We start from the raw sequence: 16,224 nt of genomic DNA, 5'->3' as shown, positions 1-16,224 counted from the left end.
TCTAGCCATTCTCAAGACGTCCTGAGGCCTTTTTGAAATACCTGGAAGCCCAGCGGTTATGGCGATGGATCCTCATTGCCATGCTGGTCCCGCTCGCCTTCGTCGCATTCTGGCCAAGTCCCATAGATCAACCCTTCCAGGGCGACCTCGCCAGGCTCTTGAGATTCCTTCACGCCCACGGGATTCCGAGGTGGTTCGATTACAAATTCGTCGAAGCCGCCGCAAATGTTTTGCTGTTTGTTCCAGTGGGCTTCGTGGCAACTCTGGCCTTCACGAGGAAATCCTGGTGGCAGGTCGGGGCATTCGGGCTCACCGTTTCCGGTTGCATGGAGGTGGGCCAACTATTGTTTCTTGACCACCGTTTCGCGAGTCCCGTGGACCTTGTCACAAACACTGGGGGGGCTGTAATTGGCGCCCTCCTTGCGAAGGCAGTCATTAAACGCCTACGGGCCACCACTTTGTCAGCGGCGGGCCCGTAGGGAGCAGAAAGAACAGCAGCTAGCTGACGAAGCCCTTCATCCAGGTTTTCAGGTCCTCGCCGAACTCCACACGCTCTGAGGCGAGGGTGATGACTGCCTTGAGGTAGCTGAGCTTGTCGCCGGTGTCGTAGCGGCGGCCCTTGAACACTACGCCGTACACGCCGGAGCCTTCGCCCTCGCCGGCGGCCAGGGTCTGCAGGGCGTCGGTCAGCTGGATCTCTCCGCCGCGGCCCGGCGCTGTGTTCTCGAGGACGCCAAACACCGACGGGTGGAGCACGTACCGGCCGATGACGGCCAGGTTGGACGGTGCTTCGCCCGCGGCCGGCTTCTCCACCAGACTCTTAACGCGGACAAACTCTTCGCCTTCAACGGGCGAGATGTCGGCGCAACCGTAGGCGCTGATCTGGGTGGGGTCCACCTCGATCAGGGCGATGACCGAACCGCCGGTCTTCTGCTGCACCTCCATCATGGTGGTGAGCAGGCACTCGGCCTCGTCGATGAGGTCGTCACCCAGCAGGACCGCGAAGGGCTCGTTGCCCACATGCTGGCTGGCACACAGCACAGCATGCCCCAGGCCTTTTGCTTCACCCTGGCGGACGTAGTGGATGGGGCCCAGCTGGGAGGCGTACTGAACGGACGCCAGGCGCTCTTTGTCACCCTTTTTCTCCAGTGCGGCTTCCAGGCCGGGTTCCCGGTCAAAGTGGTCCTCCAAGGCCCGCTTGTTCCGGCCCGTGATCATCAGCAGATCGGTCAGGCCTGCGTTGACGGCTTCCTCCACCACGTACTGGATGGCCGGCCTGTCTACCACCGGCAGCATTTCCTTCGGCATTGCCTTGGTGGCGGGCAGGAAACGAGTTCCCAATCCGGCAGCAGGAATGACGGCTTTGGTCACAGATTTCCCCATAGTCATAGGTGAACCTTACAAATCAAGGCCTAGGGATAGCAATTGCTAGCCCGTAAACTCTGGGTTTCGCTTCTCTTGAAATGCCCTGAACCCTTCGGCATAATCGTCGGTTTTACAGAGCCGTGCCTGTTCGGCATTTTCCTCTTTCATGGCGTCCCACAGGCCCAGCCGCTGGTCCCTGATGTGCGCCACCAGTTCCTTGCTTGCTTTGAAGGCGCCGGTGGCGCCAACCGCCACCTTCGCCACAATTGCCCGCGTGTTGTCCAAGAGTTCATCTGCCGGCATGGCCCGGCTGAAGAGACCCTGGGCCACGGCGTCCGAGCCGCTCATCAGCTCCGCAGTGTAAATCAGGTCCAGCGTCCGGTGCATGCCCAGCCGCTCGGTAAAGTACCAATGACCGCCGGAATCCAGCGTGGCGCCCAGTTTGGCGAACGGCGATCCGAATTTCGCGTTCTCCGCCACGTACACCACGTCGGTGGCCAGCAGCAGGCCCAACCCCACCCCCAGGCACGCTCCCTGCGCCGCAGCGAACGTCGGCGCCGGGAAGCCGGCCATCTTCTTGAGGAGTGGCTGCACCAGCCCCGCCAGGTACGCGGCCGCGTCGTCGCTCTCCGGCGATACGCCCGATATATCCCGGCCCGCACAGAAGGCCCGGCCCTCTCCCCTGAGGAGCAGCGCCCGGACCTCACCGCGCGAGGCGGCGGCAGCGGCGTCGTCGTACGCCTTGCCCAGCTCTTTGAGCGCCTGCTCGTCCAGCGAGTTCAGCTTGTTCGGCGCATCCAGCACTACCTCGGCGACGCCGTTGCTGATGGAGAGGGAAATCATGGGGCTCCTTGGTTCGTCCGGGTCCCCACCCGCACCCTATCCTCGCAAGCTCGGCCAGGGAACCCTGCGGGCGTGGCCCCGGACTCAATCGTTAGTGTTTAGACGTCGAAGTCGACGGTGACTTCCTTGGTGGTGGGGTGAGACTGGCAGGTCAGCACGTACCCCTTGTCCAGTTCATCCTGCTCCAGCGCGTAGTTCTCGTCCATGGTGACGCTGCCGGTGACCACCTTGGCCCGGCACGTGCCGCACACTCCCCCGGCGCACGCGAATGGCACATCGGGGCGGACCCGCAGGGCGGCGTTGAGGATGGACTCCCGGGCGTGCGTGGGGCTGGCCACCTCGCCCTGCAGCCCGTCCAGCTTGAACGTGATCTTGTACGTTTCCTTGGACTCGTCCACCACCACGGGACGGCCGGCGTGGCCCTCCGGCCGGTCCGGCTTCCCGGACGTGAACAGCTCGAACCGGACATGCTCGGGCTTCACGCCGCGCTCGGCCAGGGTATCCCGGCACAGCTGCACCAGTTCGAACGGCCCGCACAGGAACCACTCGTCAACGTCGTCCGCGTGGATGGCGGTGCCGAGGAGCTGCTGGAGCTTCTCGGCGTCGATCCTGCCGGACAGCAGTGGCGCGATGCGCTGCTCGCGGGACAGAACGTGGTGGATGGCCAGCCGCTGAGGGTACTTGTCCTTCAGGTCCGCGAGTTCCTCCAGGAACATCACGTCCATGGCGGCCTTGTTGGCGTAGATCAAGTCGAACCGGGTCTCCGGGTTCGCGGCCAGCAGCGTACGGGCGATGGCGATAACCGGGGTGATGCCGGATCCGGCCGCAATGGCTACGAAGCTGCCTCCCCCAATGGAGGCAGTTTCCCCAGCCAGATCTTCCGGATGGTTCATGGAATTCATGACGTTCTGGTCCACCGGTTTGCCATCCCGCCCGTGCTTGGACACAAACGCGCCCATGGGGCTCATGACCTCCAGGGTGTCGCCGGCCTTCAGTTCCGCGTTGGCCCACGTGGAAAACAGGCCGCCCAGGTCCTTCTTGACGGCCACGCGGATCTCGCTGCTGCCGTCCTCGAAGCTGCGCGGCTCAGCGCAGATGGAGTAGCTGCGGCGCACCTCATGCGGCTCGCCGTTCTCATCCGGGAGCGTAGTGCGCAGGGCCACGTACTGGCCGGGCAGGTAGTCGAACTGGCCGGCGAGCTCTTGGGGTACTCCGAAGGTGACCTCGATGGCGTCTTCGGTGAGCCGGCGCACCTCCGCCACGGTGAGGGTGTGGAAGGACGGACGACGGCGGCCGGTGGCCTGCGCCGATTCGGCGGCGGTCTGGCGGACAACAGGCATGGGGCTTCCTTACAGGACTTTGAAGTAGTCGAACGGTTCCTTGCAGTCCTGGCAGACGTACAGCGCCTTGCAGGAGGTGGAACCGAAACGGGTGAGTTCCTTGGTGTTCAGCGACGAGCACTGCGGGCATTTGACGGCCATTTGCAGACGGATGGGGCCCGCGTGCCTGGCGGCCGCAGCCCTGCCGGAGGGCGGGGCGATGCCGTACTCGCGCAGCTTGGCCTTGCCGGCGTCCGTCATCCAGTCAGTGGTCCACGCGGGCGCAAGCACCAGGTCCACATGGACACTTGGGTAGCCTTCCTTGGCGAACGCGGTCTTCAGGTCGTCGCGGATGGCGTCCATCGCCGGGCAGCCCGAGTACGTGGGCGTGATGGTGACCTGGACAGCGGGAACTATCCCGCCGTCGTCGACCATTTTCACGTCCCTGAGGATGCCCAGGTCCGCGATGGTGAGCACGGGGATTTCGGGGTCACACACCGTGGCGGCGATGTCCCACGCCTTTTGCTCGGCGCTCTTGGTTTTGGCCTCGAAGCCGGCGACGTACATTTCCATCACCGTCACCAGCTTGCTCCGGGATACTCGCGGGCCAGCACCTGCATCTCCGCGAGGACATAGCCCAGGTGCTCGGAGTGCTTGCCGGACCGGCCGCCGCCAGGTGCTGCCGGAACGTCCGGCACCTCCAGCCCGGCCTCCTGGAGGACTCCGCCGATAAGCCGGTCAAAGTCTTCCCTGATGGAGGAAGGCACGACGGCGGCACCGGCCTCCGCCAGGCGGGTCACCAGGGCGTCATCCTCGAAAAGTTCGCCGACGTAGGGCCAGACGAGCTTGAGGCCGTGGATGATCCGCTTGCGGGATTCGTCTGTGCCGCCGGCCAAACGAAGGATCCACTGGGCACTGTGGTCCCGGTGGTAGTCCACTTCCTTCACGGCTTTGGCGGCGATGGCGGCCAGCGTTGCATCGGTGGACTCCGTGAGCCGGCGGTAGAGCTCGAACTGGTAGTAACTCACCACGAACTGCCGGGCGATGGTCACCGCGAAGTCGCCGTTGGGCTGCTCAAAGAGGTGGGCGGAGCGGAACTCGTGCTCGCGCCGGAAGTAGGCGAGGTCATCCTCACTCTTCTCCCAGGCGCCGCCGGCGTAGGTGAGGAAACTCCGGGCATGGCCCAGCTGGTCCAGGGCGATGTTGCCCAGGGCCACGTCCTCCTCCAGTTCGGGGGCGCGGGAGATCCAGTGGCCCAGGCGCTGGGCCAGGATCAGGGCGTCGTCGCCGAGGCGGAGCGCGTACTCGGCCACGTCCTCGGTGGGTTTGACCAGGCCGGTGCGGACCTCAAGGGCAATATCCTCCGGGCGCAGGGCGTTGCCGGGCGTGATGCGGGTGGCGCTGGCGTTGCTGTCGCCGCCGGCCACTCCGGCTGCATTGGGGACGCCGGTGGAGATGTCGCCGTGGCCTTCCGTGGTTGGGGCCACGCCGGCGAGGGACCCGCTGCGAGCTTGCGAGCTGTGGGAGCCGGTGGGGATCACAGGTGCTTCACCCCTTCGCTCTTGGTGTAGTACGTGGCGTGCCGGTAATCCTTGCCCTGCGGGGACTCAAAGAACGAGCCCTTGGAGTCCGGATCGCTGGCGGCAATGGCATCGGCCGGGACAACCCAGATGGACACGCCTTCGTTGCGGCGGGTGTAGAGGTCGCGGGCGTTGCGCAGGGCCATGGCGGCATCCGGCGCGTGCAGGGACCCGGCGTGGACATGGCTCAGCCCGCGGCTTGACCGGACGAAGACCTCCCACAGGCCCCAAGCGTTGCCCGTTTCCGTTTCCTTGGGCCCGACCTCAGGGCTCGCTTTCGGAGCCTCCCGGTTGATCTCGGTGGCGGAGCTGGCCGGGGCTTCCGGGTTGCCGTGGGGACTCATGCTGCGTATTCCTTCGTCTTCATTGACTGTTTTGCGTGCTGTTTTGCTGCATAGGCGGCTGCTGCCTCGCGGACCCAAGCGCCGTCGTCGTGCGCTTCCCTGCGGCGTTCCAGCCGCTGCGCGTTGCAGGGGCCGCGGCCGGCGAGGACTTCCTTGAACTCGTTCCAGTCCAGCGGGCCGTGCTCCCACTTCTTGGTTTCCTCGTTGAAACGAATCTTGCTGTCCGGGAGCGTGAGGCCCAGGACGCGGACCTGCTCCACCATCATTCCCACGAAACGGCTGCGGAGTTCATCGTTGCTGAAGCGCTTGATGTTCCACGCCATGGACTGGCGGGAGTTGGGCGAATCGTCGTCCGGCGGGCCGAACATCATCAGCGCCGGGGCGTACCAGCGGTTCACGGCGTCCTGGGCCATCTGCTTCTGCTCCGGGGTGCCGTTGGAGAGTTCCAGCAGGATTTCGAAGCCCTGGCGCTGATGGAAGGACTCTTCCTTGCAGATGCGGACCATGGCACGGCCGTAGGGGCCGTAGGAGGCGCGGCACAACGGCACCTGGTTGCAGATGGCGGCGCCGTCCACCAGCCAGCCGATAGCACCCATGTCCGCCCAGGTCAGGGCAGGGTAGTTGAAGATCGAGGAGTAACGGGCCTTGCCGGCGATGAGGTCCGCCGTCATCTTGTCCCGGGGCTGGCCCAGGGTCTCGGCGGCGGAGTAGAGGTAAAGCCCGTGGCCGGCCTCGTCCTGGACCTTGGCCATGAGGATGGCCTTGCGCTTCAGGCTGGGGGCTCGCGAAATCCAGTTAGCTTCGGGCTGCATGCCGATGATTTCAGAATGGGCGTGCTGGGAGATCTGGCGCAGGAGGGTCTTGCGGTAAGCGTCCGGCATCCAGTCTTTGGGTTCAATGCGGGAATCCTCCGCCATGACGCGGTCAAAGTTCGCCTGACCGTCCGCCTCACGCTGGGCGAGTGCTGCTTCTGCGGATGACGCCGCCGTTCCTTCCGGGGACTGTTCAGCGGGCACTGACTGCAGATTATGCGCTGCCATGGTTGCTCCTATGCAAAGGCCTTCATTGGACTAATTTATTTACCGACCGTTCGTTCAGGATATGCGGAAGCGTTGGAGGGCGTCAAGCAGCGGGGCGTGGTGGATGCTGCTCCTGCGAGCCGGCGACACCCTGACCGGGAACGCGGCCCACTGCCTGCCGGGCAGCCGTCGTACGTCCCCGCCCAGTTACTCTTCCTGCCTTCACGAAGGCGCGCCACGACGTCGGCGCGTCCCGGCATCAGGATGGCGACCACCTGGGAGCAACTGGGCAGGAGCGCGCGCGACAGCAGCGGACTGAGCCGTCACTGCACAAAAAGTCTCAATTTCGGGTTGGTTGCCACTTACCTGACTTCGCCCAAACCGGGCTCTCCCTGGGAGAGAACGGCATCGAGCACTTCCTCCATGCCCACGCCTGACCAGCTGCTCGAATTTTCCCGCTGTCCAGGCACCAGGGTCACCAACGCTATAGACCACCCAGCGTTGCGCTTGGAGACGGCGTCTGACCCAGCGGAGCCGAACCCGTTGACGTCCCCGTTGGTGAACTCGAAGGTGTTGACGTCCCCGAGGTCGAGGTCGATGGTGTGGGAGTGCCCGTTGTCGAAGTCTCTGAAGGCGACGGCGACGCAGTGGTAGAAGCCGGTGTAGGTGAGACGGTTTTTCCTGTTGGCACCTCCGAACGTGAAGTCGCCTCAAGCGGAATGGAGATTTTTTCCTTCGTAGCGCCGGGCGTACTCTGCTTGGTGACCGCTACGTCCAAGGTTGCTTTTCTGACACCCCCTTGCACCCACTCTCCAAGAACCCGGCAGGACTGGCCAGGTTTGAGAACAATGTTTGTGCATCCGTTCGAGATCTCCCTGAACAGGACATTTCCAAATCCAACTTCAGGTGAAATGTCCTCATCGGTCTCATTGACAATTTCAAAAGATTCAACCGCGCCGACCCTGACAACTTCAGCATTAGCCCCAGGTTCATATATCCAGTTGTTTCCGCCCACTTTGACGCGGTTATCCACCGCGGCCGGCTCAGATGTTTCGCCGTTTGTCGGCTGTTCCGCGACGCAGGCGCTGAGCGCGGCAACGGCTATCAGACAACTGGTTCCTAGGGCTATTATTTTCCGCTGCACTGCTTATCCCCTTCCCGGCTCGAACTCAACCCTGTATTCGGAGCTTTCATCCAAAACGATCGCCACGCCGGCGCTCCGTGACCAGTCCGCTGGCAGCAGGAAGTATTTGCCGGAGCTGAGTGTCACGAATCTGAGCCCGGTGTACTTGAAGCCGTACTTCGAGCCGGGGGTTGAGATTTTTTCCTCTGTCACGGAGGATCCCAGCGCGAGCGACTGCATGCTGTAGACAGTCACCGCTGGACGCCGCTCCAGATCCTGGGCGTACTCCCGGGACCTGCCGGTGCCAAGGGCTCCCGCATAGGAAGAGCAGGCCCAGAAGAGTGCCACCACCACGAGGAGAACTACGGCAACGTAGCCGAGCTTTTCCCACATTGGCAGGCGCCTTACCGTGTTCGCGCCGAGGGCCGTTCGTCGGAGCACCCAGAAAGCGTAGGCGCTGACTGCGATTCCACCTCCCAGCGCGGAAGGTTCGAAAAGGAAGGGAGTGGCAAAGGGAAGATCCTCGAACATCGTCCAGACTCCAAGCGAGGTGACGAATGTCCCGGCCAACAACACGAATACGGCCCCGATTTGGACGTACCCAAGACCAACTTCCCGCCTGATAATTGCAGCGGTCACCGCATGAATTCCAACACATACAACCGTGATGAGCAGAATAAAAATGGCAGGAACAATCAGCGCATCTGCACTGCGCAGGAGATAATCGACCGTGGAATACCCAAGGATACTTTGATCAATGCCAAAATAGGCTGTCCGAGTAGCCGTCATGGTCCAGCCGAACCAAAATGCCAAAGCGGTGGCAACGGTGGTGAGGGGCGCAATAATGGCAAACCATTGTAAAACCGAGTGACTGAGATCGGCTCCGCTCGCGGTTTTTACATCACGCTTCCCCGAAGACGAGCGAAGCCGCCCAGTGGCAGAAGTGCGAAACCCATGACTGAGCTTCGAGGTTTGCCTTCGTCCCACAGTGTTGCGCGAACTCACCGGCGTTCACCTGGATCCTCTGCTCATTCCCTTGCTGCAGCGCGGACTTCCGTCATCTTCAATTCTCTGACCGGCGTTGTTCACAAGAAAGTGCGAAGGTCGCTTTAGTTATTGGCTCACGCTGGCCGTTACTACGGCGTTATTGCGCGGTTGGGGCGCAGGCCTCCCTCATCGGCCAGACCCCGGCGTCAGTCCTTTGTCAGTTTCTCAGCGAGCATGACGAGGATTCCACTGGGTCCGCGGAGATACGTGAGCTTGTAGACGTCACCGTAGGTCGCCACGCCGCGCAGCGGAGTACATCCGTGCTTCGCAGCTATTTCAAGGGCTTGGTCGATGTCGTCAACCGAGAAGGCAACGCGGTGCATTCCGATGTCGTTCGGACGAGTTGGGTTCGTCTCGATCGCTTCAGGGTGGATGTATTCGAAGAGTTCCAGTTGACCCTGACCATCGGGGGTTTGGAGCATCGCAATTTTCGCGTGGTTGCCATCAAGTCCGACCGCAGTATCGGCCCACTCGCCGCTGACGGTGTCACGGCCGACAACCGTAAGACCGAGATCTGTGAAAAAAGCGATGGCTGCTTCGAGGTCCCGAACTGCAATGCCGACGTTCTCAAATTTGATGGCCATGCGTTGAAGCTACCAAGGCCGACCGCATAGCTCCAGCGTCACGTCCGTTCTGGGTGTGGGGCAAGAAGCGCTGAACCGGTGGCTTGCCTCCAAGGAAAATGCCGGCTGACCGCGGCCGTCAGTTCAGGGGGCAGTGCGCATCCGGTCACGTGCACAATTGACAACAGCCTCCAAGTCGAGCCCGTAGGTCGGGCCGCTGCCGGAACCGTACTCGGCGAGTCGGGCCGCGCCGCGCTCGATGAGCCGGAGCGCGCCAACATTGTTGCCCCGGGCGGCGTGCGTGAGACCGACGCAGATTTGGGCGAGTCCTTGCCAAAGGTTGCGTTCTTCGGTTGGCCCGGCTTTCCAGCGGGCCTCGAGTACCTCATGGGCGGCGAAGGGCCGGCCAGCCTCCACCAGGCTCCGAGCCGTGACCAACGTTTGCGCCGGCGGCAGCGGCTCCTCCGAGACCGGTTCGACGCCGACGCTTCCGTACGGCAGCGGCCGCCCAAGGGCGTCACGCGGCCGCGCCTGCCGGGGGCGCTGTGAAGCATCCCTGTCCCTGTCAGCGGTCATGTCAGTTTCCGCCCTGAGCGTCCCCGGATCATCCCAACTTTCATACCCCCATGCTATGACCCGCCTGTGAACATCTGTTCCGCCGTCCCTGTCCGGAGTGCCGGCCGGCGACTAGCGTACAGTGACACATACACACCACATCGTTTGGTGATGTTCGTTCATGGTGGGGGCTACAGAACGAATTCCTTATTGCTCTCACGCAAGACCAGTGCCTATCTGCGGGCCGGATGTGGGAAGCTGCGGGTTGTTCAACCCGCCCTCGGATCCTCGTTATCCCGTTGGACCTTCACCCTGCACGGTCTTGCGTATCTCAATCACTTCGTCGTGCCACATCGCGGCCGTGCTCTTGGCGTGCCCACAACCTTTGGAGAGAAATCCCATGCGCAAATTCATCAAGGCCGCAGGCGTCCTTGCCGCCGCCGGAATCCTGCTCACTACGGTCCTGCCGGCGGCAACGGCGGACACGGTCGATTCCACCATTTCCGGTGGATCCCTGACCTCCACAACGTCCGGGGCGAACCTGAGCGGTGTGACACTCGACGGAACAGACAAAGCCGCCACGGGAACATCTTCGTCCCCGTGGAGCATTTCAGACTCCCGCGGCACAGGCCAAGCATGGACGTTGTCAGTTACCGCCACGGTCCCCACCAGCGCGGCCGGAACCGTTGAAACAACGGCTCGCACCATCCCCGTTTCCAACCTGACCATCACCCCGGGCACGGTCACCGCGGGGTCGGGCGCCGACCCTGTCGCCGGCATCACTGCACCGGCCCTGGCAATGTCGGGGTCGGCCCAGGCCCTCGTTACGTCCGGGGGAGCCAACAGGGGAACCTACGCGCTAACACCCACCTACAGCCTGGCCGTCCCGGCAAACACCTACCGGTCGAATTATTTTGGCGCCGTTGGGTCGACTGCTCTCCTGCCCTACGTCTCCACGCTCACGTACACCATCTCCTAGAGCCCTTGCGCACCCGCCGGATGTTCTCTCCCGGGGAGAACGGACGGCGGGTTGCGCCCCTACCCGAACAACGGGCAATGCGGCTGCTGATCTAAGGACCCTCCATGACCATTCCCTTTTCCCGGCCCCACCGGGCCCTGAGCACTGCACTGATCACGGCGGCGTTGGCCCTTTGCCTGCTTGCCGGTTCCGGACCGGTAGCTGCGGTCGACAACGGGGCGCTGGGAATTCGGCCTGCGAACGAATCCGACTTCTTCCACATCTCCCTCTACCCCGGGGCAGCGCTAGAGGCTACCGCGATCGTCACCAACCACACTGAAACGGCCGTGACGCTGCTGAACTATCCCGTAGACGCCACCAGCACACCGCAAGGCGCCTTCGCGCTGGCCAACCAGGACGAGCCGCGTCCCGGCGTGGGCGGCTGGGTGCAACTGGCCAACGACCACATCACTCTTGCGGCGAACTCTGAACTAAGAGTCCCCTTCAGGATCAGCGTCCCCGCCGAAACCCCACCGGGAGACTACGCCGGCGGGCTGATCATCCAAAGCCCCCCGGTGCAAGGCAAGACCTCCACCGTGGAAGGAGACACAGCCGTCCGCCTAGACGTCATCCAGCGCCAGGGAGTCCGCATTTACCTCAACGTCGCAGGCACCGCTGTCAGCACACTCAAACACGGCGGCCTGAGCTGGGAGAAGACCGGGGACACAGTCACGTTCGCCCTGCCCCTGGACAACACCGGCAATACCATCCTGCACCCGTCCGGCACGCTCGATGTCAGCAGCTGGGTCGGAGCGAACACCCAGCTTAAGTTCGACACACCAGAAGGCATGTTGCCCGGCTCCACGCTCGAACTTCACGCCAGCCTGCCACAGGCACCCGCAATTCAGTCCGGCACCGCGGCGGCCACCGTCACCTCCGAAGCGGGCACAGAGCATTCCGAGACGAGCATCGCCTACGCACCCTGGCCACTCCTCATCGCCGGGCTTTTCCTTGTACTAGGCGCCACCTACGGCGCATGGCGGACGGCCCGATTTGTCCGCCGCGCCCGGCACGCCATCGCCCAGGTCACCGCAAAAGAACGCGAAACCCGAGATCCGGAAACTGTCCCCGGACTCTAACCCCTTTTCGCAGCGAAGTTCTGATGTGCCTGTTTCCCGCCCCGGGTTACAGCCGGCCACGCACGCCCCCGGGTCGACGACACAGGAAAATCATCCCCGCGAAACACTCCGGCAACGTCGCCACGGCAAGCTTGGCCGTACGGGGACACAACGAGTTGGAGGCGGCTCACATGGGAACTCAACGTATTAGCACTGGCCGGATCCACACCGAACCGGTCCAGACCGAACGAGTCAACACCGACCGGCTGCAGGCCGGCGACTACATCGAGGCGTGGCACAACGGCAAGCTCTTCCACGAGGGCCGGGTGACCGACGTCGTTCCCAAACTGGATTTGTTCTGGATCCTGGACGCCCGGACCGGCACCCGCAGGCTGCTGGATCCGGAGGCCATGGAGATCATCCGGCGCGAGGACACGGCAGCCGGCAGCGGCACACCCCGTAACTACCCAGCGGGAGGGCCGAACAGAACCCCTAACGCGGAGCCGTTATCCGCATGAATTAGGGATGTCCACCACCTTCCGACGGGGGTAACGTCGGAAGGGGACTTGGTTTCGGCGAAGGAGGCGGAACATTTTGGACCACAATCAGCTGGGGGCTACCAAAGGCGAGGGCCGAACGGCGGGCCATGTGGCAGCGGCCGAGGATGAACACAGACTTTTGGGGCTTGTCTTGGACAGCCCAGAGATCACTTCTTTCCTCACCGAACTGGCCATCATGACGGCGTCGTGCCTTTCGACGCAGGACAACATTATTGATTGCGGCGTGACCGTACTGCGGGAGAAAAAGCCCGCGGTGGCAGCCAGCAGCGATGCGCGGGCGGCGTCCCTGGATGAGCTGCAGAACGGCTTCGGCGAGGGGCCATGCCTCACGGCCTTACATGGGAACACCACCATCCTGATCCCCGACCTTCTTGTCGAGGAACGGTGGCACCGCTACACGGAGGCCGCACTGGACAACGGCGTTCGCTCCGTACTTGCCGTCCCCTTGAACCTGGCGGGCGAGGCGCACGGGGTGACAAACCTCTATTCCAGACAACCCAACGGATTCTCGGACCTGGACGTCCTGACCGCTGAAAATTTCGTGGCCAACGCGTCACGATCCATACAGCTCGCGCTCAGCATGGCGCACCTTAAGGGCGTACACGAGGACCTCCTGGCAGCGATGCAGTCACGGACCATCATCGACATGGCGGTGGGCGTGGTCATGGCGCAGAACGGCAGCTCCCAGGACGAGGCCATCAGCATCCTCACCCGGGCGTCCAACAGCCGCAATGTGAAACTCCGCGAGGTGGCCTCCACCGTGGTGGACTCCGTGGGCGGCAAAGGTACGGCGAGCAAGGCGTCCTAAAGCGGACTTGCTGGGGTGATACGGGGGTTGTTGGCCGGCGCCCTTACCGGTCGGCCCAGCCGGTGGGCGCGGGAGCGTCGAGGAACGTGGTAACTACCTCGCGCACGAGGTCGGTCCGCGCGAGCCCGAAAAAGTGCGTCGTTCCGGGGAATACCGCGAGCTGCGAAGCGGGCACGCCCTCGAAGTCGCCGTTCACGTCTCCCCCTCGCAGTTTGAGGAACTTCACCGCGTGCTCGAGCTTGACCATGTCGCAGTCACCCACCGTGAAGAGCGTCGGGGCAGCGATTCCGCGGATCTCATCATCGCTCCATCCGGTTTCGCCCGAGCCGTAGTGTGAGAGCTTATCGAGCAGGCCTTGCAAGTGCTCGCGATCGGGATGCGGGGACACTGTGAGGTAACGTTCCTCCATTGGGGTTCCCGCGATCATGTCCACCGTCATCTCCGCGACAGCTTCCTCGTTGCCGCCGCGATCCCCCTCTGGCCGGAACGACACCGACGAAACGATGAGCTTGCGCACAAGTTCCGGGTGGTGGATCGCCAGGTCCAGCGCGACCGCACCGCCGACGCTGAACCCGAACACATCCACGCTGCCGACACCGAGGTGCTCAAGAAGCCCGATGACATCAGACGCCAGGGCGTGAGTGCCAAGCGGCCGGTCGATGTCGTTAGTGCGTCCATGCCCTTGGAAGTCCGCGGCGATCACCCGGCGCCCGCCCGACAAACTCGGGATCAGCGCACCGAACTGCTGCTCGATGTCGAATAGCCCGCCGTGCAGGAGCAACAGCGGAGTGCCGCCCTCCCCGTGCAACTCGTAATACATCTGGAGCCCATTGACCGACGCGTATCCGGTCTCGCGGGCGGCTGTCGTCCCATCGGTCATCCGTGAGCCTCCTCTGGCCTCTGCGTGCCTGCCTTCAATCCTGACATTGCACCCGCTGCACAGCCAGTGCACGGCCGGCACAAATTCTTCCGCGGACTGATTGAGGCACACGCCACACTGCAACCTGGGGCACGACGGCGGCACCGCCGTCGTGCCTGACAGGGAGCTTGCCCGACAAAACCCTAGGAGATCTTGCGACGGTAAATGGCGGTCGCGAAGGCATAGGCGAGAACCAGGATACCGACGAGCCAGGCGAGGGAGATCCAAATGTCACTGCCCACCGGTTCCTCGGCGAATAAGGCCCGGATGGTGTTCACGATGGAGGTGGCGGGCTGGTTCGAAGCGAACCATGCGACCGGGCCCGGCATCGAATCGGTGGGCGCGAATGCCGAGCTGATGAACGGCAGGAAGATCAGTGGATAGCTGAACGCACTCGCGCCGTCAACAGTCTTCGCCGAGAGCCCGGCGATCACGGCGATCCAGGTCAGCGCCAGGGTGAACAGGACCAGGATGCCGGCGACGGCAAGCCAGGAAGCCACGGATGCCCCCGTGCGGAACCCCATGACGAGGGCGACGCCGATCACGAGCCCTACCGAGACCAGGTTCGCGGCCAGGGAGGTGAGGACGTGGGCCCAGAGCACGCTCGACCTCGCGATCGGCATGGATTGGAAGCGTTCGAAAATGCCGCCCTGCATGTCCAGGAACAACCGGTACGCGGTATACGCGACTCCGGACGCGATCGTGATGAGCAGGATGCCAGGGAGCATGTAGTTGATGTACGACGTGTCGGATCGGGTGTTGATCGCACCGCCGAAGACGTACACGAACAGCAGCATCAGCGCGATCGGGGTGACAGCGGTGGTGATGATCGTGTCGGGGCTGCGGAGGATGTGGCGCAGCGAGCGGCTGGTCAGGACGCGTGTGTCGCCGAGAACGTGAGCGGTCATCGGACTTCCTTTCGTGCTGGGACCGAGCCGGCAGCGTGACCGCCGTCGGTGGTCGGGCCGTCGTCGGCGGTAGGGCGCTCGCTGGTGGTACCGACGAGGGAGAGGAAGACGTCCTCGAGGGAGGGCTGCTTCTCCACGTACTCGACTTTGGCGGGCGGGAGGAGTTGCTTGAGTTCGGCGAGCGTCCCGTTCTGGATGATCGTGCCCTTGTGCAGGATCGCGATGCGGTCAGCGAGCTGTTCTGCCTCGTCGAGATACTGCGTGGTCAGTAGCACCGTGGTGCCCTGGCCGGCGAGTCGCTTAACGGTCTGCCACACCTCGATGCGAGCCTGGGGGTCGAGCCCCGTTGTTGGTTCGTCGAGGAAGATGACCGGCGGGTTCCCGATCAGGCTCATCGCGATGTCGAGCCGGCGTCGCATGCCCCCCGAGTACGTCGACGCCTTGCGGGAACCCGCATCCGCGAGGTTGAACTGCGCAAGCAGCCCATCGGCGACCGCCCCCGGGTCCTTTAGATGACGCAATTTGGCTACGAGCACGAGGTTTTCCCGGCCGGTTAGTACTTCATCGACCGCGGCGAACTGGCCGGTCAGGCTGATCGACTCGCGCACGTCGCCGGGCTCCGCGGTGACGTCGAAGCCGTGCACCATGGCGGTGCCGGCGTCGGCCTTCAGCAGCGTGGACAGGATCCGCACCAGCGTGGTCTTGCCCGCGCCGTTCGAACCGAGCAGCGCGAAGATGCTCCCCGCGGCCACGTCAAAGTCCACACCGCGCAGGACGTGCACGTCCTTGAAGGACTTCTCGATGCCCTGCACCCGGATAGCGGCGGTTGTCACGATCCTGCCTCTTTCGCCTTATCGACCGCCTCGATGAGACGGGCCCGTTCCTTGTCGATCCATCGCTTTCCGCCGTAGGCCTGAGCGAAGCTCTCGGCGAACTCGATGGGATCCTCGCCGACGATCTCCACCACTGGCGTGCCGTCGATGGCAGCGCGTTCCCACAGGTCCGCCAGGTCCGAGAACATCTGCACGATGGTGTCCCCCTCGGTGACCCCGCCGTAGTACATGAAGTACCGGTTGAAGGCGGTCGCCACGGCGCGGTAGGGCTCGGGCAGGGCTTCCAGCCGCGCCTTGGACTGTTTGTACTGCTTCTTCTGCTCGAGCGAGCCGGTCACCAGCTCGATCCACTTGGCTGCCAT

Annotated in this window: 19 protein-coding genes; 5 read left to right on the top strand and 14 right to left on the bottom strand. The window is 63.5% G+C overall.

Going from position 1 to position 16,224, the window contains the following annotated elements; translation table 11 throughout:
- Window positions 1-80: 80 nt before the first annotated feature.
- On the top strand, window positions 81-479 hold the full coding sequence (locus tag V9L17_RS12660; protein ID WP_337351678.1) for a VanZ family protein: 399 nt from the start codon (window positions 81-83) through the stop codon (window positions 477-479).
- Between the two features lie 19 nt (window positions 480-498).
- On the opposite strand, the gene galU is transcribed toward V9L17_RS12660, so the two are convergent.
- The 10 genes from galU to V9L17_RS12610 all read right to left on the bottom strand — a co-directional run bounded on the left by galU (window position 499) and on the right by V9L17_RS12610 (window position 9,779).
- A complete protein-coding gene (gene galU / locus V9L17_RS12655; RefSeq protein WP_337346159.1) occupies window positions 499-1,389 on the bottom strand; it encodes a UTP--glucose-1-phosphate uridylyltransferase GalU in 891 nt (296 codons plus the stop codon).
- Between the two features lie 39 nt (window positions 1,390-1,428).
- Window positions 1,429-2,208 carry an enoyl-CoA hydratase/isomerase family protein gene (locus V9L17_RS12650; RefSeq protein WP_337351677.1) on the bottom strand — a complete coding sequence of 260 codons (780 nt, stop codon included), beginning with the start codon at window positions 2,206-2,208 and terminating at the stop codon, window positions 1,429-1,431.
- A gap of 98 nt (window positions 2,209-2,306) precedes the next feature.
- Window positions 2,307-3,548 carry a 1,2-phenylacetyl-CoA epoxidase subunit PaaE gene (paaE, locus tag V9L17_RS12645; RefSeq protein ID WP_337346157.1) on the bottom strand — a complete coding sequence of 414 codons (1,242 nt, stop codon included), beginning with the start codon at window positions 3,546-3,548 and terminating at the stop codon, window positions 2,307-2,309.
- A gap of 9 nt (window positions 3,549-3,557) precedes the next feature.
- Window positions 3,558-4,100, bottom strand: a complete 543-nt coding sequence (paaD, locus tag V9L17_RS12640; protein WP_337351776.1) for a 1,2-phenylacetyl-CoA epoxidase subunit PaaD — start codon at window positions 4,098-4,100, stop codon at window positions 3,558-3,560.
- 5 nt (window positions 4,101-4,105) lie between these two features.
- Window positions 4,106-5,014: a 1,2-phenylacetyl-CoA epoxidase subunit PaaC gene (paaC, locus tag V9L17_RS12635; RefSeq protein ID WP_337346285.1), complete on the bottom strand. Its 909-nt coding sequence runs from the start codon at window positions 5,012-5,014 to the stop codon at window positions 4,106-4,108.
- Between the two features lie 50 nt (window positions 5,015-5,064).
- The gene (gene paaB, locus V9L17_RS12630) at window positions 5,065-5,451 is read right to left on the bottom strand and encodes a 1,2-phenylacetyl-CoA epoxidase subunit PaaB (RefSeq protein ID WP_337351676.1); all 387 of its coding nucleotides are present in this window, start codon (window positions 5,449-5,451) and stop codon (window positions 5,065-5,067) included.
- Complete coding sequence (paaA, locus tag V9L17_RS12625; protein WP_337351675.1) at window positions 5,448-6,491, bottom strand: 1,2-phenylacetyl-CoA epoxidase subunit PaaA; 1,044 nt, start codon at window positions 6,489-6,491, stop codon at window positions 5,448-5,450. The genes paaB and paaA overlap by 4 nt, the downstream gene beginning before the upstream one ends.
- A gap of 1,126 nt (window positions 6,492-7,617) precedes the next feature.
- Window positions 7,618-8,598, bottom strand: coding sequence for a hypothetical protein (locus tag V9L17_RS12620; protein ID WP_337351674.1), 981 nt, complete (start codon window positions 8,596-8,598; stop codon window positions 7,618-7,620).
- A gap of 188 nt (window positions 8,599-8,786) precedes the next feature.
- Entirely contained in the window at window positions 8,787-9,224 is a 438-nt protein-coding gene (locus V9L17_RS12615; protein WP_337351673.1) for a VOC family protein, read from the bottom strand.
- 123 nt (window positions 9,225-9,347) lie between these two features.
- On the bottom strand, window positions 9,348-9,779 hold the full coding sequence (locus V9L17_RS12610; RefSeq protein ID WP_337351672.1) for a DUF309 domain-containing protein: 432 nt from the start codon (window positions 9,777-9,779) through the stop codon (window positions 9,348-9,350).
- A 379-nt stretch (window positions 9,780-10,158) separates the two neighbouring features.
- Here V9L17_RS12610 and V9L17_RS12605 point away from each other — a divergent pair, with 379 nt between their 5' ends.
- The 4 genes from V9L17_RS12605 (at window position 10,159) to V9L17_RS12590 (ending at window position 13,202) form a co-directional block, all read left to right on the top strand.
- Entirely contained in the window at window positions 10,159-10,737 is a 579-nt protein-coding gene (locus tag V9L17_RS12605; protein ID WP_337351671.1) for a hypothetical protein, read from the top strand.
- Between the two features lie 104 nt (window positions 10,738-10,841).
- Complete coding sequence (locus V9L17_RS12600; protein WP_337351670.1) at window positions 10,842-11,855, top strand: WxL protein peptidoglycan domain-containing protein; 1,014 nt, start codon at window positions 10,842-10,844, stop codon at window positions 11,853-11,855.
- Window positions 11,856-12,025: 170 nt separating this feature from the next.
- A complete protein-coding gene (locus tag V9L17_RS12595; protein WP_337351669.1) occupies window positions 12,026-12,352 on the top strand; it encodes a hypothetical protein in 327 nt (108 codons plus the stop codon).
- 76 nt (window positions 12,353-12,428) lie between these two features.
- Window positions 12,429-13,202: a GAF and ANTAR domain-containing protein gene (locus V9L17_RS12590; RefSeq protein ID WP_337351668.1), complete on the top strand. Its 774-nt coding sequence runs from the start codon at window positions 12,429-12,431 to the stop codon at window positions 13,200-13,202.
- A gap of 43 nt (window positions 13,203-13,245) precedes the next feature.
- Here the strand turns inward: V9L17_RS12590 and V9L17_RS12585 are convergent, their stop codons facing one another.
- The 4 genes from V9L17_RS12585 to V9L17_RS12570 form a co-directional block, all read right to left on the bottom strand.
- On the bottom strand, window positions 13,246-14,082 hold the full coding sequence (locus V9L17_RS12585; protein ID WP_337351667.1) for an alpha/beta fold hydrolase: 837 nt from the start codon (window positions 14,080-14,082) through the stop codon (window positions 13,246-13,248).
- Between the two features lie 182 nt (window positions 14,083-14,264).
- The gene (locus V9L17_RS12580; RefSeq protein ID WP_337346146.1) at window positions 14,265-15,029 is read right to left on the bottom strand and encodes an ABC transporter permease; all 765 of its coding nucleotides are present in this window, start codon (window positions 15,027-15,029) and stop codon (window positions 14,265-14,267) included.
- Window positions 15,026-15,862, bottom strand: coding sequence for an ABC transporter ATP-binding protein (locus V9L17_RS12575; protein ID WP_337351666.1), 837 nt, complete (start codon window positions 15,860-15,862; stop codon window positions 15,026-15,028). The genes V9L17_RS12580 and V9L17_RS12575 overlap by 4 nt, the downstream gene beginning before the upstream one ends.
- Window positions 15,859-16,224, bottom strand: coding sequence for a DUF1048 domain-containing protein (locus V9L17_RS12570; RefSeq protein ID WP_337346144.1), 366 nt, complete (start codon window positions 16,222-16,224; stop codon window positions 15,859-15,861). Before V9L17_RS12570 ends, V9L17_RS12575 begins: the two co-directional genes overlap by 4 nt.

This window comes from Pseudarthrobacter sp. CCNWLW207, from assembly GCF_037203945.1.
Taxonomy (GTDB): Bacteria; Actinomycetota; Actinomycetes; order Actinomycetales; family Micrococcaceae; genus Arthrobacter.
This window is presented reverse-complemented; position numbering and strand designations above follow the sequence as displayed.